The organism is Lysobacter sp. HA35 (assembly GCF_054061195.1).
This window is the reverse complement of sequence record NZ_JBSSDY010000001.1, coordinates 1,671,052-1,697,696: the sequence shown is the minus strand read 5'-3', so window position 1 is coordinate 1,697,696 and position 26,645 is coordinate 1,671,052. Positions and strand designations below refer to the sequence as shown.

Here is a 26,645-nt window from a genome sequence, read left to right as displayed (position 1 = left end):
TTTGCCGGAACGAAGCGGTGTCGGCTTGGACGAATTGTTAGGGGGCAGCTTTGCAGAATGAGCCGCTCTCTAGGAAAGGTGAGCGCCATTCGCGCCGCGTGAATGTGGGCTCGGCCATTTTCGAGCCGTCCGCCTCGACATGGGCTACGGAAACCGAGCATGTCTCGCCTTGGACGGCCGAGAACCTAATTTCGTACTTGGCGCCGGGCTGCGGCTGGAAGCTGAAAGGTACGAAACAGGAATAGAGCGGCTTGCCGGTCTCAAGGTAGAACGACGCGAGCGGGCCCGCCGGGATTCGCGCAGCCACCGATGTCCGGGGCGGCACGATCCCGCCAGGTATCAAGTACAGCTTCCCGCCAGAGCAGTCGTCGGCTTTGCGGAAGATGCGGGCGGCGATCGGAGCGCCAAAATCATTTACTACGGTAGCCTCGGCGCTGGGGCCACCGACGACGAGCTTGAAGCGGTTCGCCGCAGAAGCAGGGCCTCCGACTGCGACGACTATTGCTGCGATTGCTGGAATACGCACACCTGCCCCCTAACACCTGAGTTAAGCCGCGCCGCGTAGTGGAGGCTTTGCAGTGGCAAGCTTTTCCTGCCACTGCAAAAGCCGGAACGAAGCGACGTCGGCTTGGACGAATTGTTAGGTGCGCTGCCGCACACCACGGAATGTTGACCAATTGGCGAGCCCGTACCGCTTGGCCATGCGGTGAAAGTAGATCGGGGTTGCGATGACGCCAACCGCGCCTGCCGCTGCGGCTAGCCAGACAGCGATGTGGAACGGCATGTGCGAGTGCGGGCGGAACATGGTGATAAGCCATATGAAAAGCGCAAGCACCGGAAACGCAACTGCGGCAAACAGAACCAAGGCGAGGCCGCTCAGGAAGGGCGGAGGCGGGATCTCCCAGCCACGTGCCCATGCCAGCTGCCAGAGATATGGAACGGCATCGTTGGGGTCAGCCGGATGCCGCCGTGTACTGCTTGTAGAGATCCACACGCTGCTGATGGTTCATGAGCGCACCTAACACCTGAGTTAAGCCGCGCCACGAAATGGCGTCGGCTTGGACTAATTGTTAGGTGCCAAGCTGTGCAACTTCGGATGCGGACTTACGGCCGCCAGAAACTGCTCGCGCACCTCTTGAACCGAGTATGTCTGCTGGGCGGCGACCGTGACGAGTGGCAGGCGGATGGCCTGGCATACCTGAGCCACAAGCTCATCGCGTGCTTGCGCACGCTGGCTCGCGTGGGAGCGATCGTTGAGCTCCACGCCACAGATCACGGAAAGATCGCTGGCACGACAAACGACGAAATCCAGATGTTTTGCCGCGACACGATTTAGTGCGCCCTGCCGAGCGGATTTGGTGAGCCCAGCCTTGACCTTGGCTAGATCCGCGAGCCGAACCTTGCCGAGAACTCGGTGCTCAGGGCCAACGGCCTGATCTAGAACGCCAAGAAACGACCGCTCGGCAGCCGAGAATAGAAATTTGGTCGGCTCATAGGCATAGCCGATTGAAGTACCGCTAGCGTTCTTGGCCTTCTCGGCGGCCGCGGCAAACACGAGGACCAGTGCAACCACGACGACTAGAACTAGAAGCCATGACATCCGAACTGTTCCCCCTGGCACCTAACACCTGAGTTAAGCCGCGCCGCGAAGCGGCGTCGGCTTCGACGAATTGTTAGGGGGCGGCCCAAATGAGACACAACCCGCCTGCTGCGAACAATACAACCCACGCCAAGTGCCGTCCGCGGGTGAACAATAGAGGCAGCACGCCGGACGCGATGAAACACCAGCCTAGGGTGCGAGCGATCACCTTAGGCGACGGGCTGCCGGCGAGCTGGACAAGAACCACACTGAGACCGAAGGCGAGCACCGTGGTGAGGTGCCATGCAAAGCGCAACGTGTTGCGAGTGACCGCGGCGCCTCCGAAATGCTCTGGGAGATCTCGGCGAAACAGTCGGGTGAGGATGTAGCGCTCGCCGAGCACCGAATGTGCAAGCCCGAGGATTGCGATGAGCAGAGCCGCAAGCTGCAACATTCTTCCCAAGCCCCCTAACACCTGAGTTAAGCCGCGCCGCGAAGCGGCGTCGGCTTGGACGACTTGTTAGGGCGCAACCCGCTAGGCCCAAAATTTTGGAACCGCGCCGACCGCTGCAGCAATGGTGCCCGAAACAGCTGCGCAGATAGCGAAACCTTGCAATAGGTCTGGTTCGGCCGTGATTCCTCCACTCGAGGAGGCTAGGAGTATTGCGTAGCCAACACCTAATAGCGCCCCGAGCACGAAGCACGCTGCGGTTACCGCTGCGCCAGAACGACTTACCAGGGGGATCTGTCGGCTTGCACGGAGTTCGCGGAGGCGTAGCGGGCCCAAGAACAACGGTAAGACTAGGACAGGAACCCAGAAATGGGCAACGCCGTAGGGCCTGCCGAATACGAGCCCTAGGCCGACCGTGACGACGCCAAGAATGGCAGCGAGAGCGCATGCGCTGAGTACGGCGCGACCCGCTTGCCAAGCAATGAGAGACCACGGCAACTGACGAGCTCGCATTTTGCGCCCTAACACCTGAGTTAAGCCGCGCCGCGAAGCGGCGTCGGCTTGGACGAATTGTTAGCTGCTCGGGCACCGGCCGGAGGGTGTTTGCTGACAACTACCCCCATGACTTCCATTCCTACCCAACTAGCGGCCGCCGATAAGGCCAGGAACAGGACAATTGCGCTTAAGGCGCGAACCTCTTTCAAGGACCCATCTGCTGCGATCGAGAACTGTTGGCCGACCCAAGCCGCAAAGCCGAACCAGATCGAAAGCCAGAAAATCACAACGGTTCCAACGGACATATCGGCGGAAACGGAGAGCAGCAACAGCGCGGGAGGAATGATGAGCCACCATGCAGCCGGTATCCAAAGCTGGATCAGCGGTCTGAATGTGCGCGTACGATTCGATCTGGAGGTAAACGACATGATTGGGCGTGCGTCCGAAGGTTTGATGGCAGCTAACACCTGAGTTAAGCCGCGCCGCGAAGCGGCGTCGGCTTGGACGAATTGTTAGGCGGCACTTGAGTGGGACTCACTCGCGCGCCAATCCCGAACACTTGCCGACGATCTCGAAGCGCGGGGTGACCTTGTCCGGGACACCATACATCTCGTACTTAACGGCCAGCTCGTATGGGCACGCGGAGAACGGAACTGCCTCCGGCGCACGAAGCTTCAATGGGCTCAAAGCAGAGCTGGATTCGGTCTTTAAGAACCTTCATGCCGCTCATGCTGTTGATCATCCGGGACGGGCACGCGACGGTGTGACGGTACACCGCGGTCGAGGTTGGCCCCGGGCCACGATTGAAAACCACAACGTCTTGCGCGGCCGGGAGATTTGCCACCGTGGACGCCGGCACGGCCCCGACCTCTGCAGCCTCGATGTGGAGTTCATCCAGACGCTCTTCCGGGCGATTGCAGCCAGCAAGAAACCACACGGCAAAGAGCAACAGAACTGTCGGGTTTGTTCTCACATGTCACCAAGAAGTTTGCGTGCCGCCTAACAGCTGAGTTAAGCCGCGCCGCGAAGCGCCGTCGGCTTGGACGAATTGTTAGGCAGCAAAGGCGGACTACTGCACACGGAACTGCTCAAGGCGGAAGCGCTGACCTGGCTGACGACTGGAAGGCATTGCGACCGCAAGCAAGGTATACGCCACGACAGCGGGAATGACGGCTGTAAGGACAGTTACGGTGAGCCATAGGAACCGAACCGACCGAGGTGTCCAGCCCACGAAATCCGCGATCCCTCCGCAGACGCCAGCCAGCCATCGTGCAGACGATTTGACGAGCCTCAGCTGTAAGGGCTTTTCCGAATCCATTGCTGTCTCCATTGAGGCCTAACACCTGAGTTAAGCCGCGCCGCGAAGCGGCGTCGGCTTGGACGAATTGTTAGGCGGCAACCCAGCGCCTGCCCGCCCAGAGTTCGCAATTGAACGACACCGTTAGCATGCGCTCGCCGACATCCATGCCAATTAGATGCGGATAGCCGGCAGCGGTGAGTGTCTGCGACAGGCTGATCAGCATAGACCATGCCTCCTCAACCTCGCAGCTCATGTTGCCCGACGCGTGCATGGTTTCGTGGGTCGACGTGGGCATATCAAGTCGATCCCGTCATGATCGGCAGCTAGCCGCAGCACGACCTTTCCGTTAAATCCCGAGGTGTGCGCTTCTAACGGAAAAGTGCATCCGTCCAGATGCGCTTCGATACCTTGAAGGCCGACGGGAGCCTGGATCTCAATGTGGAAATGGTAGCTAGTCATCTGCAATTGCCGCCTAACACCTGAGTTAAGCCGCGCCGCGAAGCGGCGTCGGCTTGGACGAATTGTTAGATTGCGTGCGACTGTGCGCGAACAACTCTAAGTGCTCCGCCAACTCCAAGGCTCTGGCGCGAGTTTTAAGCATGAGCCCGCGGCGGTAGGAAATCGCCCCCTCTGCACCGTAGAGCACCGTTAGGTCTCCATGGCTTTCGACGAACGCGCGTTCCGCAGCGACAGCTTCGCTCCATGCCGCCTGCGCTTGGCGAGTAGTAGGCCGTCTTTTCGAGGCAGCTTGGCCATCAGTTCGCGGTAACTCGAATTCATGGACGTGCGCCACTGCTGATCCGCCCGGCTGACACAAGTCGACCAGACCGCGAGCTGTGAGCCATCCCAATCGTTCTCGCATTCGGCGAACGCCACATCGATCGGATCATTCAACGTGTCGCTATGGGAAATGGACGTCTGAGCTTCCGCGCGCCCGGCAAACAAGAAAGAAAATGCTACGAGCAGGCAGACGTATCTCATCAGCAATCTAACACGTGAGTTAAGCCGCGCCGCGAAGCGGCGTCGGCTTGGACGAATTGTTAGCGCTCAGCCACTTTGCAGCCGGCCGACCGCTCATAAGTTGCATTGTTTCCGGTGCGAATGGACGTAAGCACAAGTTGTTTGTGGTCCGCTGTAGGCGCGTAAAGCAGCGATATGGGCCCTTTTCGCGCAACGAATGTCGAGTACAGAAGGCCGTCGTGAAAGTGGGCGGTGCCGGGGCTTAGAGTGCCGCACTTCGCGTCATAGACCGTGACTGTGCCGTCGGCCCAGAACTCCACCCCGTCATCGCCCGGCGCACCATCTTCGTCCTGGGTCTGCACCCAGTACCCCACGACCCATTTAGGCAACCCTGCCTCGGGGATCTGTGCATTACATGCCACACCTGTGGTGCAGGCGAGTACGAAAGCTAGAGATTTCTTCATGAGCGCTAACACCGGAGTTGACCCGCGCCGCGAAGCGGCGTCGGGTTGAACGACTAGTTCGACGCGAGACTACCGCAAAGCACCACGTGGCCGAAGGCAGGTGAGCCGGGCAGGGCGCCCCCGAGTGCCGCCGTACGCCGCACGCGCAACATCGCCGCCGGACAATGCGGAAGCGCCGCGCGGGAAGTGGCCGAAGCAAGAACCGAAGGTGGACAACGCGGTGCGCCGCGGGATGCTGCGCGCAACTTCAGCCGCGGAGCTGCTGCGGGACAAATGGGGCGCAGCCTGATGGTGCAAAAGCCGCTGCGAAACCGGCCGACGCGAAAACGGCGGAGCAGCGTGCAGCTCACCCAACCACCAGAACGAAAAGCTGCAGGCGAACACCTGAGTTAAGCCGCGCCGCGAAGCGGCGTCGGCTTGGACGAATTGTTAGCGTTCTAGCCGGGAATCGCCGCTAGGACCGCCTTGAACGTGCAGGCTTGCAAGGCATCTTTGTCGCTGGTGCCTTTAGCCTCGCAAGCGCGAAGCGCCTTTTCAATGCTGCGCGTAGTTTCAATATCGGCGCCAGTGATGGACTCGACGCGACACACCTGAAACTGATAGAAGTACAACGTGTCGTCGCTCAGGTCCCTGAGCCGGTAGACATCCGCGAGGATGCGATGTGCGGCCACGACATATCTCGTGCTGGCAGTCGTTATCGCCGGAAGCTGTGCATTGAATGTGCTTTCTGGAATGCCTGACTCCCGCCCGCGGTATGCCAAGAGAGTCCGCGCACCCTCTTGCTGGCAGGTCTCGCCGGCAATGGAAAGCTCAGCTTCGCTAGGGCGCGCAGCCAACGCGTTACCCGCGAGAGCCGCGAATGCGACGGCAACGAGAATTCTGGCGAGACTCATGGTTGTTCCCCTGAACGCTAACACCTGAGTTAAGCCGCGCCGCGAAGCGGCGTCGGCTTGGACGAATTGTTAGCTGGCATCACGAGCCGAAGACGAGGAACTGAAGCTTCCAATTGCTTCGGCGGCTTCCTTGAGGCCGAGCCCAGTCTCGGCCCGGTACTGCCGAATCGCGGCGACGGTACCACCGGGTTTGCCGAGCAAAGCCAGAACCTTGTCGGATGGCGGCACGTGCCCTGTGGCCGTCACGCCCAGATGCGCTATGAGAGCGCGCAACATTCGCTCGTTCTTGGCCGTGCGGCTGTCGATGCGCGCGAGCAGCGCGAACACAACCACCAAGAGCGAAAGTACCAGGATGGGGAACGGATCAAAGCCCATGTCGAAGTCCTGTAACAGCTAACACCTGAGTTAAGCCGCGCCGCGAAGCGGCGTCGGCTTGGACGAATTGTTAGGCGGCACCCGCGTTCAGCACCGCCTGCACCGCAAGCCTAGCCTGCGGGTCCGGCTCTGCCAAAGTCTCGGAGTCTTCAAAGGCCACATAGAACTGCCAGAACCGCTGCGGCGCCTGCTCCCAGCCTGCCAGCGGCATGATCTCGTTCAGAAGGCCATTTGCCAGCGAGTACGAAAGGCGACCTGCTACGTAGGACGCCCCAATGTGCTCGGCCAGCGAGGCGAGCTGCGCCGAACCAAGTGGCGATTGTTCCCAGAACGTGGCTACCACTGACGGATCACCGCCAGCGGCTCGGTAGGCTTCGATCAAGTCGCTGTGGGACTGCATGTGCCGCCTAACACCTGAGTTAAGCCGCGCCGCGAAGCGGCGTCGGCTTGGACGAATTGTTAGCTGACAGCGTGACGCGCTGAAGCCACAAGAGCGCAGACCAGCAAGATGGCTGTGGGGTAGAACGTGAGCCCAAAGCCCATTGCACGTCCTGGTGCGCCACGAGCATAGCCCCAGAAGAACAACCCGCGGCCCACCAGGAAAAGCACGGACGCAACAGGAACTGCGCCGGCGAGCCACGCCGAGCCCAGCAGGGTGCAGGCGGCATAGACCGGAAGGGCTATGGCGAGTTATTCGAGCGTGTTCTGCAACAGCGCTTGCAGCAACTTTGCTCGGGCTGACCCAACGGTGAGCCCGCTGCCGTCGAGATCTTCCGGGGTATCGAACCGGTGGTTGGCGAGCCGGCCGATACAGACCAGGAGCGCTAGCGCAGGGGCCAAGACGCTTAACGCCAAAAGGTGCAAGCGCGCATCGAACCCTAACGCTTCGGTGTGCCGCATGGCAGCGGCCAACAGCGTTACCGCGGTAACAGCAAGTGCGGACCCGGCCCCGAGAGCAACGCCGCGCTGTGGCTTGGACAAGCTCATCGTCGGTCTCCCATGTCAGCTAACACCTGAGTTAAGCCGCGCCGCGAAGCGGCGTCGGCTTGGACGAATTGTTAGGCCCTAGGATATCCACTCCATATCCTCGGCGGTGACGATCCAGACCCCACTGAGCTTTTCTACGGTGTAGCTCCAGCCAGAGCTACCAAACGACTCGCCCCTGCCCGACGTAAGAGTGATACGCACCTTATTGCGGCCATGCCACTCAAGCGAATCAATACCCCACGCCTCAGCAGGTTGCCCCGACGCCGTCTGGTAGCGGGTGCGGCCACGGTGGCATTGGCTCGCGGGCAAGACCTTCGGGTTGTGACGTTTTGCCAAGTTCAACAGGCGAGCTGATGGATCAGCGTTCGCTACCGAAATGCAAACGTAGACAGGCGGCTTCGGGTTGCGGTCGAAGATTGCCGCAATTGCGTCATCCTGCTCGCGAGCGCAACCACTGCACAGGACGACCACCGCGACTGCGAGCATTCTTCGCATAGGGCCTAACACCTGAGTTAAGCCGCGCCGCGAAGCGGCGTCGGCTTGGACGAATTGTTAGGCCCCGCTACCAAAATTTCCACCACGGGCGCTTGCCAACGATCTCTTCAACGTAGCCGTCAGCCGTTCGCGTGACCCGAATTGTCTTACCAGCAGCTCCGAACTCCATCACATCGGGACGGGACACAAGCTGCACTGCGGACGGGTCAAGCCAGAAGTCTCGGCCCAAGGACTCGACGTAAACATTGATGGCGAAGTCTTCGGCGAGTGACCCGACCACATCCACGCCCGTTCCGGAGGGCGTGGTGAAGCCATAGACCTCGCCCTCGTGTCCCGCGATGCCGGCTCCAACAGTGTCTGCGGTCTCCAGAATCGTGACCGTGTCGCCGAATCCGACGGGTGCGTCTGGTTCTGTCATGCGGGGGCTAACACCTGAGTTAAGCCGCGCCGCGAAGCGGCGTCGGCTTGGACGAATTGTTAGCGCGCACGCCAGAGACCCAAGGCGGCGGCCGCCAGGGACAACACGAGCACCGCGCGAGCTAGTGCACTCCAAATTCCGCTTGACGCGTTGGGCGCACAACGCCAAATGCTCACCGACGCGTACACGGCGTAGCTGATCAGCACCACGCCGGACAGCCCATCGGACCACCAATTGTCTTGCGGGCCGCACCAAAATGGATACGTGACAGCAAAGCAGATCAGTAGGGCAGCCAACTGCCCAGCCACACCAACGAGCCAGTACGCTTGCCAGAGCTTCGTCTCGCCAGACCAGCAGCGACGGAAGAAGCCTTTTGGGATTGCACCTGCGATCGCATTCATCTGCGCGCTAACACCTGAGTTAAGCCGCGCCGCGAAGCGGCGTCGGCTTGGACGAATTGTTAGCTGCCATGCGATTAAGAACGGCTAGCCACGCCTGCGGCACCAGGAGCGCGAATGCCGTGTCTAGTGCGAACTGCCCCGGGTGAATGGCGTGGAGGTATTCGCTCCAGCCAACGTGGCCGCCTGCCGGAATCGCTACAGCATTAAGGATGTAGCGCATCGCCCACATGGTGGCGACCAGCAGGATGGCACTAGCGACCAGCAGGGAGGTGTGGCTCATGCGCCCAACGCGGCGACCGGCAAGCACGGCCACTGGAATCACTACGCCGGCGTTGAGGACGTAGTACACAAGCCCGGATTTCATGTCTATCGCGTCGAGCGCCGCCGCGCTGCCGAGTCCCAGAACAATATCCAGAAGCGCGAAAATGAAGGTGCCGATGGCGAGACTCTTGTTCATGGCAGCTAACACCTGAGTTAAGCCGCGCCGCGAAGCGGCGTCGGCTTGGACGAATTGTTAGGGCGCATGCCGCAGCCTAGCCGACTCCACCGAAAACGTCAGGTGGTGGAAGTGCGGCATTCGTGTGGGCACAAACGTTCCTTGCAGTCCGACGCTCCTGCCGAGAAAAGGTATGAGACTTTGGCCGGACTCGGGCGTCAGGATTTCGAAGCGACGAGCGCCTCGGACCGCGACGTTGCCAAGCGCCTTAGAGCCGGCAGCAATACACAGCGGCTGTTCGGGCTCGAAGTACCAAGAATAGTTTTGCTCGCCAGCTGGTCGATTGGCTGGCGACTCAACTCGAGATACCCGGCCGACGAGCTCTATGGTCGGGAGGTCGTAGTGCAAGCACGCGGCGGTGGCCGACTGGCCAGCGACAACGAGCGCGGAAAAGATCGCTAGACGGCAAAGCTTCTTCATGCGCCCTAACACCTGAGTTAAGCCGCGCCGCGAAGCGGCGTCGGCTTGGACGAATTGCTAGTGCGCACCCTAGATGGCAACGAGCTCGGCGATTTTTGCCGCGACTTCCGACATTGAATCCTCGGCCGTATCCAAGCCGGTTCGCGAAGCAAGCATTGGACTGACGTCGCGGAGCGCCTCATACGTGGTGTTGTGCACGATAGGTGCGAGCCGATTTCCCGCTAGAAGCGTCGAAAGCTCCTTGTCAGCGACACTCTCTTTTGGCAAGCGCGCGAGCAGTGCGGGCGTGACTAGCACGAGCCCAACTTTGGAGTTCGCCAATCCGCGATCGATTGCGCGCATCATCGGCACGCCTAGGCCGAGGTCTTTTTCACTAAACCAGACTTTGACACCGGCTGCTTCGAGCAGGTCGTGGAGCTCCTTGGCGGCGCCTTGACGATCATCCCAAGCATGGCAAAGGAACACGTCGCGACGGTCCGGGTGGCGCGTGGCCTGGACCTCAACCGACTCGCGGACTGGGGTGAGCGACCGCACTTCCATGGGCGTGTAAAACACGGCCGAACCAGCTCTCGACCATCGAGGTTTTGAGGTCTTGCGGCTGCCACCAGAGCTCCCGCCAGTGCCGCTGCGCGAGCTGGGGTAGCTGTAACTACTCGTCGACGGATAGTAGGAGCCGCCGCCGTAAACCTCCGCCGTAGCGTGAGCTGCGATGACGGCAAGCGGGGCAGGCGGCGGCAGCCGCTGCTGAACTATGACCGCGTACTGGTGCGGTGCATCTACTCATGTATCAGTCCTCCAACAGTCGGCTCAATGGCCGGGCTATAGATGAAGTAACCAGTGCGCGCTAACACCTGAGTTAAGCCGCGCCGCGAAGCGGCGTCGGCTTGGACGAATTGTTAGCACTCACTGTAGTGCTTTGGCCGCCGCCGAAACCGCGGCCAATACCATGGCGGCGAGAGCGCTGTAGAGAAAAACGATCGCGATGACTAGCTCGACCAATGTGACGGGCTTTTCTTTCCAAACGTATAGGAGAATCTGCCATCCAGTAACGCCGCCGGGTCCGAAAGCCGCCCTCAAGCGATCGCGTTCTAGGACGATCGCTGCCCCCTCGCTGAAGGCATTGTCCAGAAAGTTGTCCGCATTGGCGATGGACGCGACCAAGCACAGGAAGGACGTCGTTACAACAAGTACTAGGTAGACGTACTGGTCAGGATGCTTTCGCCAAAGCGAGAAGAGCACGATTGCAGTGGATAAGAGGAGCGCTTGCGGCGTGAGGTTGCGCAGGAACTCCAAAAGGTGCCGGCGGCCGTCATTGGAAAGCAGATACATTCGCATGTGAGTGCTAACACCTGAGTTAAGCCGCGCCGCGAAGCGGCGTCGGCTTGGACGAATTGTTAGAGCCCACGCGCCGGGACATTGGCGCGCTTCTCAACGTCGCGAAAGTCTCGCATGAAAGGCCGGACCGCGAGATAGACGGAGCGGGGGGCCGCAGGCGCGTCGAACGGCGACGATGGTGACGACGCCAGAGCCGATGCGGCCGGCAAGTTGGCGCCGCCATTCGTACCGCGAGACGAACCTGGACAGTTCGAGCGGCGCAAGCTTGCAGTCGTGAACCTGCCAGCTGATGTAGCCGTGAGCTATGAAGCGCGAGGAGCGATTAGTCCGACGACCGAGGAGCATCCCGGCGTGGGCGCTAACACCTGAGTTAAGCCGCGCCGCGAAGCGGCGTCGGCTTGGACGAATTGTTAGCCCTGTACTCTTCAAGGACACGATGAAACAGCTCGTTAAGTTCGTTCACGACTCGTGGCGCTCGGGACTTCGGTGGACTCTCTACAAGGCCGCCTTCAAGCTCCGCTTCGATGAAGGCATTGAGTGGAGGAACTGCTGGGGCGAGTCCTAGCTCGGGCGCACCTCGCTTTTTCTCGAGGAGTGCGTGCACTTCGGACAGAACAGCTGGCTCCTGCCGGAGGAGCGACAGAAGCTTCTCGAACTCGATCGGAGCAGCAGCCCCAGTTTTGGCAATCCAGCGCGCGGCGAGCAGCGGTCTAAGCACGTAGAAGTATTTCTTCAGCCGGACCACGGGCTCGCGGAGATAGCCCCGATAGTTTGTCTTGGCCATGCTCCGGTAGTGGTAGATGCCCTTTTCCGGCGAGTAGATCTCAGGGAGTAGCGCGAGCGCAGCCTCCCGAAACAGACTCTGGTCGATGTAGGTGATGGGGGACTGGATCCACTCCACGAACGCCGGGTTGGACTTCCAGAACAAGCGAAGCGCCTTTCTAACATCCCAGCCATTCAGATCGATGTCATCCACGATTGGGTACTCGATCACGTCGCGGCGCTCTTCCAGATCCACAGCTTGGTACCACTCGGGCTCCCGCATGTAGATGAAGCGCACGTCGTAGTCGCTGTTCGGGGAGGCAAACCCCCAAGCCCTGCTACCCGACTCAATCGCTAGCAGGATGCGAACGCCGTGCTCGGCCTCAACGTTGCGAAGGCGGAGCAGGATCTCGGTTCTGATGTCTTCGAGAATCATGGCTTCTGAGGGCTAACACCTGAGTTAAGCCGCGCCGCGAAGCGGCGTCGGCTTGGACGAATTGTTAGGCCTCACCTCGGCCATCATTGCGGCTGCCGGGCAACTATAGGCGTCGAGACAGCCCGCAAGCTACCAACTTGTTTGCTAGTCGGAGCGCAGCACGATACTCCTCACGATCATTCTGCTTGTAGCTGATAACGCTCATCGTGTCGCTCGAGCGCTGTAGACCGGTGACCAGCAGGCTCTCTTCGCCGTGTTCCGTCAGCAGTCTTATGCGTCGGCCTGGCGAAGCTGGCAGATCCACAAGAGTTGAGCCCGCCACGAAGGAAAACTTGCCGATCTCAACGGACAGTTCTCCATCATCAACGACGGTTGCCATGGTAGCAAAGTGACCCCGCATCCCATTTGAGATGTTGGCGCGCAGCACGCCGGGGCCGATTCTGCACACGCCAAAATAGGTGCTGAGCGGAAAGAGCTCGCCTGACAGCATGTCAGCATCGCGGGGCCAACCGCTGGGCGAGCGCCAATTCTGTGCATAGGCGGCCGCCGAGATCGCGAGGACGAGCAGGCCGCCCAGCAGTACTTTCCGAGCGGTTCGTTGGAACACTAGATTCTCCAATAGTGAAATTCGGTCTAGCGGCCGCGACATACCGGCAAGTGAGGCCTAACACCTGAGTTAAGCCGCGCCGCGAAGCGGCGTCGGCTTGGACGAATTGTTAGGCCTCAAGCCCAACGATGCACGAGTGGATACAGCTCATATGCCAAGAATGCCACGGCCGGGCCGACGACCAAGCCCATTAACGCCGAGCGCTTGAGCTGGCGCCGCCGTGACCATGAGCAGGTAAAGGCAGCGACGCACGCTACCGCAACCAGAGACGGGAGCGCGGCGCGGAATATCGCGGGATCGTTCGACGACGTTCCGAGAATGGGCGCGTTCACCGAGCAGATAGAGGCCAACAATGCCGACAAACGCGGTGCATCCCGCCGCGGCAAAGTTCGAAGGCCAAACTCGTGCGCGCGAAGTTGGTCCAATGCGTGCGGTGGGATGCGCGTACGGGTTGCCTTGGTCTCGCATGCTGAGGCCTAACACCTGAGTTAAGCCGCGCCGCGAAGCGGCGTCGGCTTGGACGAATTGTTAGGTGCGCGCCCGTGAACTCCAAACGCACGCTGCTCGCGGCACGCAGTGAAATGCGACTCGAACATGCAGCCTCCACTTTGGCGAATCTGCAGCGTAGCTAAGCGTATCGGAGTACTCGGAAAGGCAGCTGTAACCGGCGCCACGCCGCGGTAGGTCGAGCAAGAACGCGCACAAGCTCTCTAGGACGTCCGTGCTGCCGCGTACCCTGAGAATATTCCGATCCTCCCACGCCGCCATCGTTGGGTAAAAGTCTTCCTCGTTCTGAAGTGAGGTGAAGAGATCCGCTTGGTTCGGATCGTTCGTGATCTCGATCCAGACGCCCGAAGAGGTCGGAAGCGTTTCCGGGCGGCCACTGCCAATCGCTGCGCGCACGCTTACTGCAAAAGACGTGTACCCGGATGCGTCGCCATACAAGGCGAAGTCATAGATGAGGCCGTTGGAGCCGTACATCCGCCGGTGTTCGAGATCAATCATTCGCGCACCTAACACCGGAGTTGACCCGCGCCGCGAAGCGGCGTCGGGTTGAACGACTAGTTCGACGCGAGACTACGGCAAAGCACCGCGCGGCCGAAGGCAGATGAGGCGGGCAGGGCGCTGGGGAATGTTGCCGTGGACCGCACGAGCGATATCGCTGCGCGCCAAAATGATGGCGCCCTGCGGGAAAGTGGCCGAAGCAAAGCCCGGAGGCGGACAACCCGGCGCGCCGCGAGATGTTGCGTGCAACTCCAGCTGCGGAATTGCCGCCGGACAAAGATGGCGCAGCGTGATGCTGCAGAAGCTGCTGCGAAACTGGCTGGGGCCAGTACCTCGGAGCAGCGTGCAACTCACCCAACCACCAGAACGAAAAGCTGCAGGCGAACACCTGAGTTAAGCCGCGCCGCGAAGCGGCGTCGGCTTGGACGAATTGTTAGGTGTGCGACCGACGGACTAACCGGACCAGCCTTTCGGCCAGCACGATTGGAGTTCCGACGAGCGCGAAGCACCCGAAGAAGATGAATGCGAAGTGCTGGCCAGGATGCACGCTGCTACTGAGATCCTGGCGCGCGGCGAGCAACAGGCCGACTACTGCCGCGACAACGAACGCCAAGCGGGAGCTTCGCTTGCCGCCAGGCGTGAACGCGACGATCGCGAACGCCGCAAAAAGCACGAGGCCCGCCAGCGACAAGAAACCTGCAATGGCTACTTCTGGTCCCATCGCACACCTAACACCTGAGTTAAGCCGCGCCGCGAAGCGGCGTCGGCTTGGACGAATCGTTAGGCATGTTGCCGCATTGGCTGGCGCCCATCACTTGCGGTCGCCCTTGAACCAGACGATCAGCACCAAAGCAGAAGTTGCGGCGAGTACCCCGGCGTAAAAAGGCACAGCGTCGGTGTCGGGTGGGAAGCGCACGTACACCATGGCGAGCGCCGCGACGTACAAGCCAATGACGACCCAGCCCTGCCATGCAACCGGCAAGCCGAACCCAACGCCGAACTTCTTGGCAGGAAACCAGTACCTCGGCTGTTCGTTCACCACGTCCTCCTTGATTTGTCCAAACGGGCCTAACACCTGAGTTAAGCCGCGCCGCGAAGCGGCGTCGGCTTGGACGAATTGTTAGCCCCCTTGCCGGGGACTAAGGCATAGAAGCCTTGAGCATACCTATCTGAGCCTGGTACCGCTCCACGTCACGGCGCAGAGCAGCAGTATCAACCTGTATGCCCATGATGCCGATGACATACTTCAGCCCAAGCAGAATCGTTTCCTTCGGCCTGCTCAGGACACGCTCCTGATAAGCAATGAACTCCTTGCCATCCTCCTCGGAAAGGTAGGCGTAACCGAGAGACTCCACAAAGCTCTTTCTCTGGTTCGCGTCTAGAGTGCCGACGTGCTCTGCAAAGGAGAAGGTTGTGTTTTTGACGTTGTGTACCAGCAAATTTCGAAGCTGCGACAGGGCCGAGATAAACCGCCTCTCGCGGTCGTTCATTAGACCGAAGGCTTTCGCGAAGGCGACCTTGCCAGTGTCCTTGGAGCTGAGCTCAAGACGCACGAAAATGTCCGCAAGTTCTGGCCTGCCGAGGTAGTCGGTGAGGAAGGCCGAGCAAGACGACTCAAGCAAGGCATGGGCCTTCACGACAAAAGACCAGTCATCCTCACGCGCTAAATCTGCGAAGAAACCACTCCGAATGCCAAGACGGCCCTCGACTTCCGTAATGGTTGCTTCAAGAGCATCGATGTCGGACATGGGGGCTAACACCTGAGTTAAGCCGCGCCGCGAAGCGGCGTCGGCTTGGACGAATTGTTAGGGCGCGAACGGCGGCGGGCACCAAGCGCTTCACCCCTTTTGGGCTCGACCATTTTCTGCACGAGACTTTAGCCACCTCGTGTATAGCGTGTTGTGCAAGGGCGGCAAAAGGGGCGGTTGAACGGGATCGCTAGCGCTACGTGCGTTGGTTCTAGCGCGAAGACCTTGCCAGGCCGCAACTAAGCCGGCGCTAACACCCAAAAGCGCCACCGGCACCAACCCACCGATTGTCATTACGAGCCACGCAGCGAGGCACACGACGAAATACAGTGCCTCGTCAGCGACGTGGCCGGCGCGAGCTTCCCAGAATCGGTTTAAACACCACACGGCGGACGCCACCGGAACGAAAACGCTCCACACGGCACAAGCGACGACGAGTAACCATTTAACGCGAGACATTCTTGACCTTTTCCGGGAGTTTCGCGCTTTCACACTGCTGATATTGAACTGAGCGCGCCAATTGCGGGGAAGAAACCCTAGCGCCCTAACACCTGAGTTAAGCCGCGCCGCGAAGCGGCGTCGGCTTGGACGAATTGTTAGGCCTCACCTACAGAACCTGAATCTGAGAAGCGTGCGTGACTACTACATGAGTCTGGTAGTAGTACTTGCCGCTCGGCTGGCCGTCCACGGTGAAATCGATTCGGGTTCGCTTGGCCGTACCCGAGACGAGAATGCGCTTGCCTTTCAGCGTTTGCTCAAGTGGACCGCCAAAGGTTTTCTCTAAGTCCGCCGCCGCATGGGGCAGAACGGCGATGGACAGGTTTCTTGGATCCCGATAGTCATCTTGCGAGTTCAAGTGCACCTTATCGGTGCGCCCAGTGCCTCGAACCGTCAGCGCGAAAACACCAGTGACGCCGGTTAGCGGAGCATCTGCGGCGCGAAGCACAGCTTGGCCGGGATCGATCCAGTTGGACGAGGAAGTCTGCGGGGGCGTTGTGCTGCAGCCGGCCGCCACGAGCATGCACAGTGCTGCAATAGAGTTCTTCTGCCAATTCACTTTGATCTCCATGTGAGGCCTAACACCTGAGTTAAGCCGCGCCGCGAAGCGGCGTCGGCTTGGACGAATTGTTAGGCCCCGCTACCACGGACGCCGCCACTTCCTAGGCCCGGGCAGCGGCGCAACCTCAGAGAACGTCAGGTGCAGCCCGTAGTCGTGTGGGATGCCGGAGACCAAGGACGTTTTCCAGCCCTGTCCCGGCGAAGCGATCACTTGCTTCAGCTCAGTGGTGCAGGAGCCAATATTGTGCTCCACAACCGTATATGCAGTGGTGCCGCGCCCAATGTGGTGGAACAGCACATCACTGAAACGCGAAATGTTGGACTCGCCACGGCTGTCGGGCGGGAGAGCGAACGCCTCCTCCGCCCAGCGGATGAGCGAAGGGACATCCCGCACTCGGCGATAATCCAGGTCTACGGTTGCGACGTTGCCGATCAAGGGGCCTAACACCTGAGTTAAGCCGCGCCGCGAAGCGGCGTCGGCTTGGACGAATTGTTAGGCGCCTGGCCTGCTGGCCAGCGGGAACAGCTTGAATACATACCCAGCATCAGTCCAGCTGGGGTCGTGATGCATGCGGTATTCCCAGGGACGCTCGTGTTTTCTGGAGTTCAACAGTGCCTGCAACGCTTGGTGAGCAACTTCCGGGTCATGGACTTGGAAAAGTAACTGACGCAAGCCGTTCCAAGTGCTGCGGGCCAGAAAAAGAGCGTTGTAGCCGACCACCTCGGCCTCAATCTCGTCGGCGATTTCGAACAGGAGATGGCTTTCTTCCGGGGTTGGCATGCCTTGGTCCGCCAGTTCATGAGCTTCAATTGTCACCTCGAGATGCCACGGGAAAATCTCGATGTGACGGAACGCCAGCAGAGCGTCATTGACAGAGACAACTTCAGGAAGCCCCTCGCGCGTCGCGTTGAAGAGCGTGTAGTGCGGATCGGGAACCTCGATGGTGACCGTTGTACTTTCCACAGACGCCTAACACCTGAGTTAAGCCGCGCCGCGTAGTGGAGAGTTTTGCAGTGGCAGGCTTTTCCTGCCACTGCAGAACCGGAACGAAGCGACGTCGGCTTGGACGAATTGTTAGGCCTCTTCCGGCCCTACTGCGAGCGTATCTGACCAATCGGCCAAATCGCCAGCTGCTAGCCGAACAGTAGCCATGAACGCATCAAGCGGCACGTCGCCGGGTGGCGGCCGCCCGACATAACCTTGCAGATCGAACTGAAGTTTCGGGCCGGCGTCCGACAGCCGCACAACACAGAGTCGTTGCCCAGCGAACTGAATCTCCGCGGCCGGCGAACACTCCTCGCCTTCGGTGATGAACAAGATTTCGAAGGAATTCGACAAGAGGCCTAACACCTGAGTTAAGCCGCGCCGCGAAGCGGCGTCGGCTTGGACGAATTGTTAGAGCCCACCCAGCCAACTTTCCAGCGCCGGGCTCACGAGCGAGAACGCTTGGGCCCAATCATCTCCGGGGCCGAACGGGTTCGGGTCGAACTGCACGATGGGGTGAGGCGGCTCGGCGACGTTGACGCAATAGTAGATTGCGCAGCCAACATGGAGGATGGGCAGCAGCTCAGGTGGCCAAGACCAACGCGGGTCTTCTGGGTCACGCGCGGAAAGTGTTTGATAAAGCGCAAGCGCCGTATCGCCTTGGTCGGTCGTGTGGCCGGAATCCAGCCCAAGCAAGCCATATTCGGGCCCGAACCCACGGTTTCCGCGGGATGCGTAAGCCGCGAGCAGCGCCGTAGGCAGTGGGCGGGCTAGCGCTGCCTCAACCGCCGCGATCTCTTCTGCTGCGGGGCCGGGTAGTTCATGTGGGCTCTAACACCTGAGTTAAGCCGCGCCGCGAAGCGGCGTCGGCTTGGACGAATTGTTAGGCGTGACCTACGCAGACCAGCAATAGAGAGGGCTACCGGAGACGCCGTGCGCAACCAGTAGCCGGCGTTGTGCGCGACGCAAGCGCCAGACAGTGTTGAACCCAGCGCGTGCCCACTGAAGCCCGGTTCCATCACGGTGGCGTTCAAGGCGAACGGCTCGCAACCGTGCAGTTCAATGTCGCTTCGGAGGGCCGCGAGGTAGCTATCCGCATCCGTTCCAGCCGCCATGTAGACGTCCGATGCATCCGAAAGCTGCGCTTGGAGAGCTTCGACTGGCGATTTGCTGGCTGTCACGCCTAACACCTGAGTTAAGCCGCGCCGCGAAGCGGCGTCGGCTTGGACGAATTGTTAGGCCCCAAGGTTAAACCAGCTAGGGCGCCGTGACGGCTGTACGAGCATGCCGGCCGGGTGAGCTTGGATCTCGACAAACTGCCATCCCGCTGGAAGCCGCTGCCCAGCCACCACCAAGTCCGGCGCCGCGAGTACAGCGAAAAAGGATCCGACGGAATCAAGGCCGTACTCTCGACTAAGGTCTTGCAGCGCATCCGTGTGTGGAACTGACGTCGGGATGCCTTCAGCAACCAATATCTCGCCGCCGACGGACAGCGTCGGCAAGTACGACGCGAAACCATCCTCCGCAAGGATGTTGCAGGTCGCGTCGACGAACTCTTGGAACGCGTCTGCGCTGTCCATGGGGCCTAACACCTGAGTTAAGCCGCGCCGCGAAGCGGCGTCGGCTTGGACGAATTGTTAGGCGGCAACACGGTTGACCTCAACTAGCGCAAGGTAGGTGTATAGCGGGCGGTTCGGCGAGGGAATACGGTAGCCACCCAGCGCGCCGAGATGCTTTACCGCCAACGCTAGAAACTCCCAGGCCATACCCTCGTCATCCACGTGGAACGCGTGCTCGCGCCCAAAGATCTCGTAGCCTGTAACCTGTGCCAGGTCCTTTAACCCTTTGGCCCGGCTCCGGGTTTCAGGCAGAGCTGTTTCATTGGCCCAGCCCCAGCGCCAAGAGCTAGATTCAGGGGCGAAGCTGCCTACTACGATGGCATCTGTTTCGACGGTCAATCGGTCCGACTCATCAAAGAACTGAACCTTGTGCGTCTGCTGCTCAAACCACCAACGATGGAAGGAGCCCAAGCCATGCTCAGACGACAGGTACTCGTTTTTAGTGTCGAGCTCCGCCAATGCAGCGGCGAGGTGCTCTTCGAACTGTCGGTCATCCATGCTGTGTCCTTTGCCGCCTAACACCTGAGTTAAGCCGCGCCGCGAAGCGGCGTCGGCTTGGACGAATTGTTAGCTGGTAGCGATGCGCTCCTAAGCCAAGGCAAGCGTGCACCGAGCGCGAACGCCACTGCCACAGGAACCCCGAGGGCGAGCGAGGCGTCAAAGGACTCTAGCGCGCAGGCGGATGCATGTGACGAGCACCAGACGTTATAGGGCGCCAGAAGCGCCCACCCCGCCACGGCGGCCGAGAATGCGAGCGCTGACGCGACGAGACCGGCTAGCGAAGCGAACCCAATACGACGCAATGCGGCAAGCGCCGGGAGGCCGAAGACTGTAAGGCCCACCACGACAAACGGCGTGGCGACTACAAACAAGTAGAGGCTCCAGCCTGCCCAGCGGGCTGTCGCCTCAGAAGCAGTGACGTGCCCCAAGGCCACCTTTTCTTGAGCTAGCTGCCAAGAATCGACGCCGGCGTACGCAAGCGTTACTCCAGCTGCAGCCAAATAGCCCAGCGCTAAGCGTGTCCGACCGATGCCGAGAAACGATGATGGCCCGACTCCGCGCTTACGGCCGAAAAACGCAGTCGCCGCGAGCACCAGCACGGCCAATAAAATCGGGAGTTGGAAAATCACGACGACAAAGTCAGTTGCCATACCAGCTAACACCAGAGTTGGCCCGCGCCGCGAAGCGGCGTCGGGTTGGACGACTTGTTAGAGATCACACGCCGAGATACCAGCTTGTTTCTCCACGAAGCCGAAGTGTGCCACGAAGGGCCAGACCGGAACTGTTGCCGTCAGCCGGATGCGACCAGGCGCATACGACGCAGGCCAACGTGTCTCCAAGCCGGGCGGCGCGACAACGGACCGAGTAGCAGGGTGCTTCGCGCCCGGCGGGAGCCGGTGTGTCCCCGGATGCAACGTGCGAGCGGAGCACTCGGATGCGACGACACAACCGAGAAGTGCAGATGCTCAACAGTGTGAGCGCTAACACCTGAGTTAAGCCGCGCCGCGAAGCGGCGTCGGCTTGGACGAATTGTTACGCCGCGTGGCGATGACGATTCCGCCGACTGCGGCCGAACAACAAGACTTTGAGCGTCGCGAGACCAAGAAGGAGAACAAGCGTGCCCCACGGCAGGAGCACGAAGATGTAGACAGAGTTCAAGCCTTCGGCGCCTGTTGCCTGCAGCCATGCGCCGTGGCCCACGAGCCACACCACCCAGCCGCAACCCGCAACGATCAGCCAATACAGGACACGCTTGGAACTGGATAGGTCGCCGACTTCATTGACTGCATTGTCTCCATAGCGGCCTAACACCTGAGTTAAGCCGCGCCGCGAAGCGGCGTCGGCTTGGACGAATTGTTAGGCCTCAGCGTATCCAACCCGGGAGCTGCCCAACAAGGCACCGACCGCGCAGAATCAGATGGCCTCCGGAGACCGCAGTTCGGTACTCGTGAACCGTGTCAGTTGGCTTGGCTGAGCGTTTGAGTTCGACCCATTGCGGGTTGAGATAGCCGAACGGCACCCGAGGCACTGATGGTAGCGCCGACGCCATCTCCGCGCGGGACGAACGCTCAGCTTCGGCAATAGTCTGTGCGGGACCCAGGAAGACAATGTTGCTGGGCAACGGTGCGCACGTGGCTGGCGCGATAGGCCGCGGCAACAAGTTTGGTGCGAGATACAGAGCAGCGAGGCCGGCGAAGCCAAGCGCTGTCACGAAGACCAAAATGCTTCGAAGCTTTACTGCGGCTGCCATGATCTTGGTCTGAGGCCTAACACCTGAGTTAAGCCGCGCCGCGAAGCGGCGTCGGCTTGGACGAATTGTTAGCCCTCAGCGACTTGTAGCGAGAGCGGCAAGCAGCACGAAAGCTGCCGTGAACGCGAAGGCCGTTAGCACGAAGATCCAGACGAACCATTTTTTGTCCCTAGTGTCGAGACGCTTCGGCCCGACGCCGAAAGCCATGATGATCATGCCGCCGAGAGACGAAATGATGCATACGATGAAGCACCAAATTGCGACCTTCAGCTGGAAAGGGTATTTCCCTGGGCGAAGAACCTTTTCGGCAACCGTAAGGACGATCAGGATAGAGCCGGAGCTTAACGTTGCGACATGCTTCAACAGGTCGAAAAGTAGCTTGGACATGTCCAAGTACTTGGGGTCGTCATTGGCACGTGGCGTCTTCTCTGCCATGAGGGCTAACACCTGAGTTAAGCCGCGCCGCGAAGCGGCGTCGGCTTGGACGAATTGTTAGGTGGCCAGCCGTTCACTGCAGCTGCCTGACCACGAGAATGACCGGAAGGAACACTGACACCGTAGACAAAATGCGGAGGCTAATTCGTATCCAGAACGGCGAGCGCCACGTCTGGTACGCAGCGAAGAGACTGACGCATGCCACGGCGATACTGCCGATGAAAAGAAACCAGCCAAACCCCAGGGTGACAGCGAGCCAGAGCGCAAACAAGGGCGCGCCAACGTTGACGATGGCGAGAGCGATGCTTTGAGTTGCGGTATACGGACGAGGCGCCATGGCCACCTAACACCTGAGTTAAGCCGCGCCGCGAAGCGGCGTCGGCTTGGACGAATTGTTAGGTGTCATGCCGTTGCCCAGCAAGCCCTAAGGTGGTTGAACAATCCGCCGAGTTCCAAGTAGCGGTCTGGCGAAACGTGGTTCGGGAAGTCTTTCGATTCGAAGTGCTCAATTCCGTCGACGAAACGGCTGGGGACATCGGCGGACGCTAGCTGCTTGAGGTTGTTCATTTTGGGGGTGGGATAGCGGCCCGCCCATACGACAAAGTTCTGTGAAAACTCGAGAAGTTCAAGCTGCTCTGCCGATAGCATGTGCGAGACCCGATCTCGTACTTCGTGCGAGTAGATGTTTTCCTTGGGCGTTCCCCCAGATTTCAGAAAGTACGCCTTTGCCATGAGCTCAATTGCCAAGGCGAGTAAGAGTTGCGCACTCGGCAACGCGCTCACCGACTCAAATGTGGGAGCATCCGTCGCCTCTACCGCCACGCGATAGAGCGCCTCAGAGCTGGAAGCCAGCTGCCGAGACTTGAATTCCCACGCCGAATCGTCAAATGCTTCAGCCGCCAGGATGTGCTGCCAAGTAGCTGAAGTGCTGGACATGACACCTAACACCGGAGTTGACCCGCGCCGCGAAGCGGCGTCGGGTCGAACGACTAGTTCGACGCGAGACTACCGCAAAGCACCACGTGGCCGAAGGCAGGTGAGCCGGGCAGGGCGCCTCCGAGTGCCGCCGTACGCCGCACGCGCAATATCGCCGCCGGACCATGCGGAAGCGCCGCGCGGGAAGTGGCCGAAGCAAGAGCCGAAGGTGGACAACACGGCGCGCCGCGGGATGCTGCGTGCAACTTCAGGTGCGGAGCTGCCGCGGGACAAATGGGGCGCAGCGTGATGGTGCAGAAGCTGCTGCGAAACCGGCCGAGGCGAAAACGGCGGAGTAGCGTGCAACTCAGCCAACCACCAGAACGAAAAGCTGCAGGCGAACACCTGAGTTAAGCCGCGTCGCGAAGCGGCGTCGGCTTGGACGAATTGTTAGCCATCAGAGCGTTTCGATTTTCCACGTTTGGATCTTGACCAGCCGACCGTTGCGAAACGTGCCAAGCACGGTGACAGAGACATCGAGCGTTTCGTTGGTCTGGTGGGGCAAGGAGTATTCGAAGGTTGCGGTGGCCGTGGAGCCGGACCAAGTCACTGGGCGGCCAGCGGCAACTATGAACTGCTTCGTGGATTGGCCTAGCTTGATAGGGCCTACAGCAGCCGGCAAGGGCTCTCGGGGCGCAGGGCACGATGGCGACGCGCGGTGCGGCTCGAGCAGCGTCACACCCAGAAGTTCCGTGCCCCCACCCATTTCGGCCGAGTTGAAGTGCACCTCCGCGCTCTTGCCCGCGTAGCAGATCCATGCCTCGTATTCGCCAGCATCGCCTTGCTCTCGAAGCGGGCTCGCTCCGAGATGGGCCTGCACCTCGGACAATGTTGCGTGCTCCAGTTCGAAGCCTGCGTATCGCGTGAACACATCCCCAGGGCGCTCTCCCGCCGCAGCGGAGAGCGCGCAGAGAAACAGCGGCAGGACGCGACGTAGCTTCATCTGACGGCTAACACCTGAGTTAAGCCGCGCCGCGAAGCGGCGTCGGCTTGGACGAATTGTTAGGCGTAAACGCTGCGGCGCACCGACGCTCATGGAACCGGTGACGAGGGCGCCGCCGGGGCTGGCTGAGAAGTACGGCGCTCCATGGCCCGTTCTTGCTCGTACGTGCGAGCGGCATCCTGCTGCTGGAGCATCCGCGTGGTCTCGGCCTCAGCGATCAGCCGATTTGCATGGGCACGTTGGGGCTCAATTTGCGCCTGCTGTGAAGGCGAATGGGATGCGCAGGCGGACAGCGCGGCAATCGAAAGAACGGCGAACGTGAAGGCTAGCGGCTGCATATATCCTCCATGGTGCAGTGGGCACATCAGTAGAACGCACATGCGCTTGGTCAGGCAACCAGTGACGCCTAACACCTGAGTTAAGCCGCGCCGCGTAGTGGAGGTAAACATAGGCAAGCTTTCCTGTCCTATGTTTGCCGGAACGAAGCGGTGTCGGCTTGGACGAATTGTTAGGCCCCGGGCTACTGAGCCGCGCAGACCAATGGCTGACGATCATAGATCTCGCGGACCTCGAGGTGGGCACAAGGTTCTGCGACCGGACGGCTAAGCGGTTGGTAATGCTCTGCCGGGTGGATCAGGAACCGCTCGCCGGACGACGACGTTGCAACCGCCCACCAACCGACGGGGCCGTAATCAATGGCGAACCAGTAAGCGGAGGCGCCATTTGCGCAGGCTAGACCCGTATCCGGGTTCGCAGTATTCGAAACGCCGCAATCCTTGGCCCCGGGCCCGGCGAGCCTCTGGGCAAGCGCGACGGTATCGGGGCCACGCCTTGTTCCCGCGCCGGACGCGCACCCCGCAGCGAGAAGTGCGAACCCGCAGATGGCGACATGTCTCATCACGGGGCCTAACACCTGAGTTAAGCCGCGCCGCGAAGCGGCGTCGGCTTGGACGAATTGTTAGGCCCCGAACCGCTGCACAAGCATTTCGCATGCTTCAGCGACAATCGGCGTTGCCCAACGGCGAGCCGATTCTATCTCCGGCTGAAGCCCTGCGAGAGCCTCTGGTGCCCAGAGTTCCTGTACCGAACCTACAGGCAAATGATCTATTTGGTACGAAACTCCACGCAATGACTCGAATGCGGGATCAGAGTCGGATAGTTCTGCTTCCCAAAGCAAAGCGACCAACTCGAGCGAGGACTCGAGGGCACACGCCTCGCCACCGAGGACGCGGTTGCACAGATCCACCGTGCGAGCACGTACGGACCGGACGTAGTCGGCGTGCGAGATTTCTGCCATTAGGGGCCTAACACCTGAGTTAAGCCGCGCCGCGAAGCGGCGTCGGCTTGGACGAATTGTTAGGGCTCACCCAAAGTAGCCCCTGGACCCATGATGCGCGCCTTCGCCTGCTCTGCCCATTCATCGATGGAAAAGCCATCTGCGAGCAGTGCGAGCGACCTGATGAGCGGGTCGAACTCCGCCTGTGCACGCCGAACCTGACCCCGAAGGGCGCGAATTTCCCGTGGCATTTTCTCAAGCCCTTCGGGCTCCAAAATCCGCTCGATGTTCTCTACGAGGTAGCGATGGACTAGGTAGTTGCGAGCCGATAGCGCGGCGTGAAGTATCTCCGCAAGATCCTCGTTAACCGCCATATGCTTCTTAAGCAGCGCAACCAGCTGCCCGGCGGTCTTCTTTTCTTCGTCATCTAGGATGGCAGACGTCCGATCGACAGATAGGTCGCTCGCCCCGAGGCGAGACAGCAAGTAGAGCAGGTACGCGACCCCGTATTCGAAGGACTGACAGTCGTGCAGCCCCGCGCCGGCCTCGAAGAAGATCGGGGTCAGCAGCTCTTTCTTCCGGCGTTCGAAATCGTCCATGTGAGCCCTAACACCTGAGTTAAGCCGCGCCGCGAAGCGGCGTCGGCTTGGACGAATTGTTAGGCCCCAAGCGACGGACCTTGAGTACTTTCTCGACGCGCAGCATGAGCCGGTTTCCGGGTTTGGGCCAATCAATCGGCTTGTTGACCACAGTGCCTTGAATCTCCATCCATGCGGAGCCCATGGGTGGGAGACCAATGCGCCCCATGGCTTTCCAAACTTGCTCGTTCGTGCCGGTGAGTGGGACAAGGTTGCGCCAGTCGGACGAGTCGCACGGATATATCTGCATGCCGTGCATATGTGAGGCAACGCAGCCCGATACGCGCACCTGGCGCCCCAGGTGCGAATCAATATTGCTCGCGAGAGCTGCCGCGGTCATGGCCTTCGGTTCACCGGCGCTCGCGAAGCCGGCGGCGAGCGATAGGACCAACAAGAGCTTGTGAGGTTTCATCTTGGGGCCTATCACCTGAGTTAAGCCGCGCCGCGAAGCGGCGTCGGCTTGGACGAATTGTTAGGCCGCGTGCTGATGGACGTACGCAGCCGTTCCGATGAGCGCCAGGAGTGTTGCCAGAACGACCAGCCCGTACGGAAGACGGAATGGGATGGCAGGCTTCCCATAGAGCGCTTCGGCTGGGCCACGGTTGAGTAGCCAGCCGTGGCCGCAATGAGGACAAAGCAACCTGTACTGACGACCGTACACAAAGCCAAAGAGTAGATCGAGTTGGCCGTACGAATATTTGAGCTGCGGAATGAACTCGCGCTCTTGTTCGCACTTGGCGCAATGGGTCAACTCGGGCGGGCCGATTGTCTGGACGCGCTCGCCTTGTCCAACCACGAACATCATAGTGATGCTTCCCTAGCGGCCTAACACCTGAG

Annotated in this window: 37 protein-coding genes and 1 pseudogene; 1 reads left to right on the top strand and 37 read right to left on the bottom strand. The window is 60.4% G+C overall.

The genetic code is table 11. The features are described from left to right. Positions 1–640 precede the first annotated feature (640 nt). Both ACVWZN_RS08445 and ACVWZN_RS08440 read right to left on the bottom strand, forming a co-directional pair. Entirely contained in the window at positions 641–994 is a 354-nt protein-coding gene (locus tag ACVWZN_RS08445) for a DUF6404 family protein (RefSeq protein WP_456953422.1), read from the bottom strand. A gap of 69 nt (positions 995–1,063) precedes the next feature. Continuing rightward, positions 1,064–1,573: a DUF2726 domain-containing protein gene (locus ACVWZN_RS08440; RefSeq protein WP_456953421.1), complete on the bottom strand. Its 510-nt coding sequence runs from the start codon at positions 1,571–1,573 to the stop codon at positions 1,064–1,066. A gap of 1,078 nt (positions 1,574–2,651) precedes the next feature. Here ACVWZN_RS08440 and ACVWZN_RS08435 point away from each other — a divergent pair. Further along, complete coding sequence (locus ACVWZN_RS08435; RefSeq protein ID WP_456953420.1) at positions 2,652–2,996, top strand: hypothetical protein; 345 nt, start codon at positions 2,652–2,654, stop codon at positions 2,994–2,996. Between the two features lie 598 nt (positions 2,997–3,594). On the opposite strand, the gene ACVWZN_RS08430 is transcribed toward ACVWZN_RS08435, so the two are convergent. From ACVWZN_RS08430 to ACVWZN_RS08260, 35 genes and pseudogenes are all read right to left on the bottom strand, one after another. Then, positions 3,595–3,843: a PspC domain-containing protein gene (locus tag ACVWZN_RS08430; RefSeq protein ID WP_456953419.1), complete on the bottom strand. Its 249-nt coding sequence runs from the start codon at positions 3,841–3,843 to the stop codon at positions 3,595–3,597. Between the two features lie 70 nt (positions 3,844–3,913). Continuing rightward, on the bottom strand, positions 3,914–4,048 hold the full coding sequence (locus ACVWZN_RS08425; RefSeq protein WP_456953418.1) for a hypothetical protein: 135 nt from the start codon (positions 4,046–4,048) through the stop codon (positions 3,914–3,916). Between the two features lie 425 nt (positions 4,049–4,473). Beyond that, a complete protein-coding gene (locus ACVWZN_RS08420; protein WP_456953417.1) occupies positions 4,474–4,719 on the bottom strand; it encodes a hypothetical protein in 246 nt (81 codons plus the stop codon). Positions 4,720–4,865: 146 nt separating this feature from the next. Next, complete coding sequence (locus ACVWZN_RS08415; RefSeq protein WP_456953416.1) at positions 4,866–5,249, bottom strand: hypothetical protein; 384 nt, start codon at positions 5,247–5,249, stop codon at positions 4,866–4,868. A 437-nt stretch (positions 5,250–5,686) separates the two neighbouring features. After that, the gene (locus ACVWZN_RS08410; RefSeq protein WP_456953415.1) at positions 5,687–6,142 is read right to left on the bottom strand and encodes a hypothetical protein; all 456 of its coding nucleotides are present in this window, start codon (positions 6,140–6,142) and stop codon (positions 5,687–5,689) included. 69 nt (positions 6,143–6,211) lie between these two features. Next, the gene (locus tag ACVWZN_RS08405; RefSeq protein ID WP_456953414.1) at positions 6,212–6,517 is read right to left on the bottom strand and encodes a hypothetical protein; all 306 of its coding nucleotides are present in this window, start codon (positions 6,515–6,517) and stop codon (positions 6,212–6,214) included. Between the two features lie 70 nt (positions 6,518–6,587). Continuing rightward, entirely contained in the window at positions 6,588–6,917 is a 330-nt protein-coding gene (locus ACVWZN_RS08400) for a hypothetical protein (protein WP_456953413.1), read from the bottom strand. 290 nt (positions 6,918–7,207) lie between these two features. Further along, positions 7,208–7,504: a hypothetical protein gene (locus ACVWZN_RS08395; RefSeq protein WP_456953412.1), complete on the bottom strand. Its 297-nt coding sequence runs from the start codon at positions 7,502–7,504 to the stop codon at positions 7,208–7,210. A 78-nt stretch (positions 7,505–7,582) separates the two neighbouring features. Continuing rightward, a complete protein-coding gene (locus tag ACVWZN_RS08390) occupies positions 7,583–7,999 on the bottom strand; it encodes a hypothetical protein (protein ID WP_456953411.1) in 417 nt (138 codons plus the stop codon). Between the two features lie 67 nt (positions 8,000–8,066). After that, positions 8,067–8,417, bottom strand: a complete 351-nt coding sequence (locus ACVWZN_RS08385; RefSeq protein ID WP_456953410.1) for a hypothetical protein — start codon at positions 8,415–8,417, stop codon at positions 8,067–8,069. 59 nt (positions 8,418–8,476) lie between these two features. Then, positions 8,477–8,818 carry a hypothetical protein gene (locus ACVWZN_RS08380; RefSeq protein ID WP_456953409.1) on the bottom strand — a complete coding sequence of 114 codons (342 nt, stop codon included), beginning with the start codon at positions 8,816–8,818 and terminating at the stop codon, positions 8,477–8,479. 19 nt (positions 8,819–8,837) lie between these two features. Continuing rightward, complete coding sequence (locus tag ACVWZN_RS08375) at positions 8,838–9,275, bottom strand: hypothetical protein (protein ID WP_456953408.1); 438 nt, start codon at positions 9,273–9,275, stop codon at positions 8,838–8,840. 528 nt (positions 9,276–9,803) lie between these two features. Then, on the bottom strand, positions 9,804–10,274 hold the full coding sequence (locus ACVWZN_RS08370; protein WP_456953407.1) for a toll/interleukin-1 receptor domain-containing protein: 471 nt from the start codon (positions 10,272–10,274) through the stop codon (positions 9,804–9,806). Positions 10,275–10,637: 363 nt separating this feature from the next. After that, the gene (locus ACVWZN_RS08365) at positions 10,638–11,069 is read right to left on the bottom strand and encodes a hypothetical protein (RefSeq protein WP_456953406.1); all 432 of its coding nucleotides are present in this window, start codon (positions 11,067–11,069) and stop codon (positions 10,638–10,640) included. Between the two features lie 370 nt (positions 11,070–11,439). Next, positions 11,440–12,267, bottom strand: a complete 828-nt coding sequence (locus ACVWZN_RS08360) for a nucleotidyltransferase domain-containing protein (protein WP_456953405.1) — start codon at positions 12,265–12,267, stop codon at positions 11,440–11,442. 103 nt (positions 12,268–12,370) lie between these two features. Next, complete coding sequence (locus ACVWZN_RS08355) at positions 12,371–12,874, bottom strand: hypothetical protein (protein WP_456953404.1); 504 nt, start codon at positions 12,872–12,874, stop codon at positions 12,371–12,373. Between the two features lie 528 nt (positions 12,875–13,402). Beyond that, entirely contained in the window at positions 13,403–13,879 is a 477-nt protein-coding gene (locus ACVWZN_RS08350) for a hypothetical protein (RefSeq protein WP_456953403.1), read from the bottom strand. A 433-nt stretch (positions 13,880–14,312) separates the two neighbouring features. Beyond that, entirely contained in the window at positions 14,313–14,600 is a 288-nt protein-coding gene (locus tag ACVWZN_RS08345) for a hypothetical protein (protein ID WP_456953402.1), read from the bottom strand. A 90-nt stretch (positions 14,601–14,690) separates the two neighbouring features. Next, a complete protein-coding gene (locus tag ACVWZN_RS08340) occupies positions 14,691–14,918 on the bottom strand; it encodes a hypothetical protein (protein ID WP_456953401.1) in 228 nt (75 codons plus the stop codon). A gap of 100 nt (positions 14,919–15,018) precedes the next feature. After that, positions 15,019–15,627 carry a hypothetical protein gene (locus ACVWZN_RS08335; RefSeq protein ID WP_456953400.1) on the bottom strand — a complete coding sequence of 203 codons (609 nt, stop codon included), beginning with the start codon at positions 15,625–15,627 and terminating at the stop codon, positions 15,019–15,021. Between the two features lie 607 nt (positions 15,628–16,234). Further along, positions 16,235–16,696: a hypothetical protein gene (locus ACVWZN_RS08330; protein WP_456953399.1), complete on the bottom strand. Its 462-nt coding sequence runs from the start codon at positions 16,694–16,696 to the stop codon at positions 16,235–16,237. Positions 16,697–16,765: 69 nt separating this feature from the next. Next, positions 16,766–17,122 (bottom strand): hypothetical protein, encoded by a 357-nt coding sequence (locus tag ACVWZN_RS08325; protein WP_456953398.1) that lies wholly within the window; start codon positions 17,120–17,122, stop codon positions 16,766–16,768. 57 nt (positions 17,123–17,179) lie between these two features. After that, positions 17,180–17,650 (bottom strand): DUF695 domain-containing protein, encoded by a 471-nt coding sequence (locus ACVWZN_RS08320; RefSeq protein WP_456953397.1) that lies wholly within the window; start codon positions 17,648–17,650, stop codon positions 17,180–17,182. 111 nt (positions 17,651–17,761) lie between these two features. Further along, entirely contained in the window at positions 17,762–18,025 is a 264-nt protein-coding gene (locus ACVWZN_RS08315; protein WP_456953396.1) for a hypothetical protein, read from the bottom strand. 57 nt (positions 18,026–18,082) lie between these two features. Further along, positions 18,083–18,469 (bottom strand): annotated as a pseudogene (locus tag ACVWZN_RS08310) (SMI1/KNR4 family protein); the annotation flags it as partial. A 437-nt stretch (positions 18,470–18,906) separates the two neighbouring features. Then, positions 18,907–19,251: a hypothetical protein gene (locus tag ACVWZN_RS08305; protein ID WP_456953395.1), complete on the bottom strand. Its 345-nt coding sequence runs from the start codon at positions 19,249–19,251 to the stop codon at positions 18,907–18,909. 57 nt (positions 19,252–19,308) lie between these two features. After that, positions 19,309–19,788, bottom strand: coding sequence for a DUF6882 domain-containing protein (locus ACVWZN_RS08300; protein WP_456953394.1), 480 nt, complete (start codon positions 19,786–19,788; stop codon positions 19,309–19,311). 29 nt (positions 19,789–19,817) lie between these two features. Then, positions 19,818–20,441: a hypothetical protein gene (locus ACVWZN_RS08295; protein ID WP_456953393.1), complete on the bottom strand. Its 624-nt coding sequence runs from the start codon at positions 20,439–20,441 to the stop codon at positions 19,818–19,820. Between the two features lie 1,175 nt (positions 20,442–21,616). Next, the gene (locus tag ACVWZN_RS08290; RefSeq protein ID WP_456953392.1) at positions 21,617–21,976 is read right to left on the bottom strand and encodes a hypothetical protein; all 360 of its coding nucleotides are present in this window, start codon (positions 21,974–21,976) and stop codon (positions 21,617–21,619) included. Between the two features lie 73 nt (positions 21,977–22,049). Next, positions 22,050–22,313: a hypothetical protein gene (locus ACVWZN_RS08285; protein ID WP_456953391.1), complete on the bottom strand. Its 264-nt coding sequence runs from the start codon at positions 22,311–22,313 to the stop codon at positions 22,050–22,052. A 65-nt stretch (positions 22,314–22,378) separates the two neighbouring features. Then, positions 22,379–22,912 carry a hypothetical protein gene (locus ACVWZN_RS08280; protein WP_456953390.1) on the bottom strand — a complete coding sequence of 178 codons (534 nt, stop codon included), beginning with the start codon at positions 22,910–22,912 and terminating at the stop codon, positions 22,379–22,381. 436 nt (positions 22,913–23,348) lie between these two features. Next, positions 23,349–23,894, bottom strand: a complete 546-nt coding sequence (locus tag ACVWZN_RS08275) for a hypothetical protein (protein WP_456953389.1) — start codon at positions 23,892–23,894, stop codon at positions 23,349–23,351. A 1,356-nt stretch (positions 23,895–25,250) separates the two neighbouring features. Further along, the gene (locus ACVWZN_RS08270) at positions 25,251–25,769 is read right to left on the bottom strand and encodes a hypothetical protein (RefSeq protein WP_456953388.1); all 519 of its coding nucleotides are present in this window, start codon (positions 25,767–25,769) and stop codon (positions 25,251–25,253) included. A gap of 19 nt (positions 25,770–25,788) precedes the next feature. Beyond that, the gene (locus ACVWZN_RS08265) at positions 25,789–26,220 is read right to left on the bottom strand and encodes a hypothetical protein (protein WP_456953387.1); all 432 of its coding nucleotides are present in this window, start codon (positions 26,218–26,220) and stop codon (positions 25,789–25,791) included. 60 nt (positions 26,221–26,280) lie between these two features. Next, positions 26,281–26,613 (bottom strand): hypothetical protein, encoded by a 333-nt coding sequence (locus tag ACVWZN_RS08260; RefSeq protein ID WP_456953386.1) that lies wholly within the window; start codon positions 26,611–26,613, stop codon positions 26,281–26,283. Between the last annotated feature and the right edge of the window lie 32 nt (positions 26,614–26,645).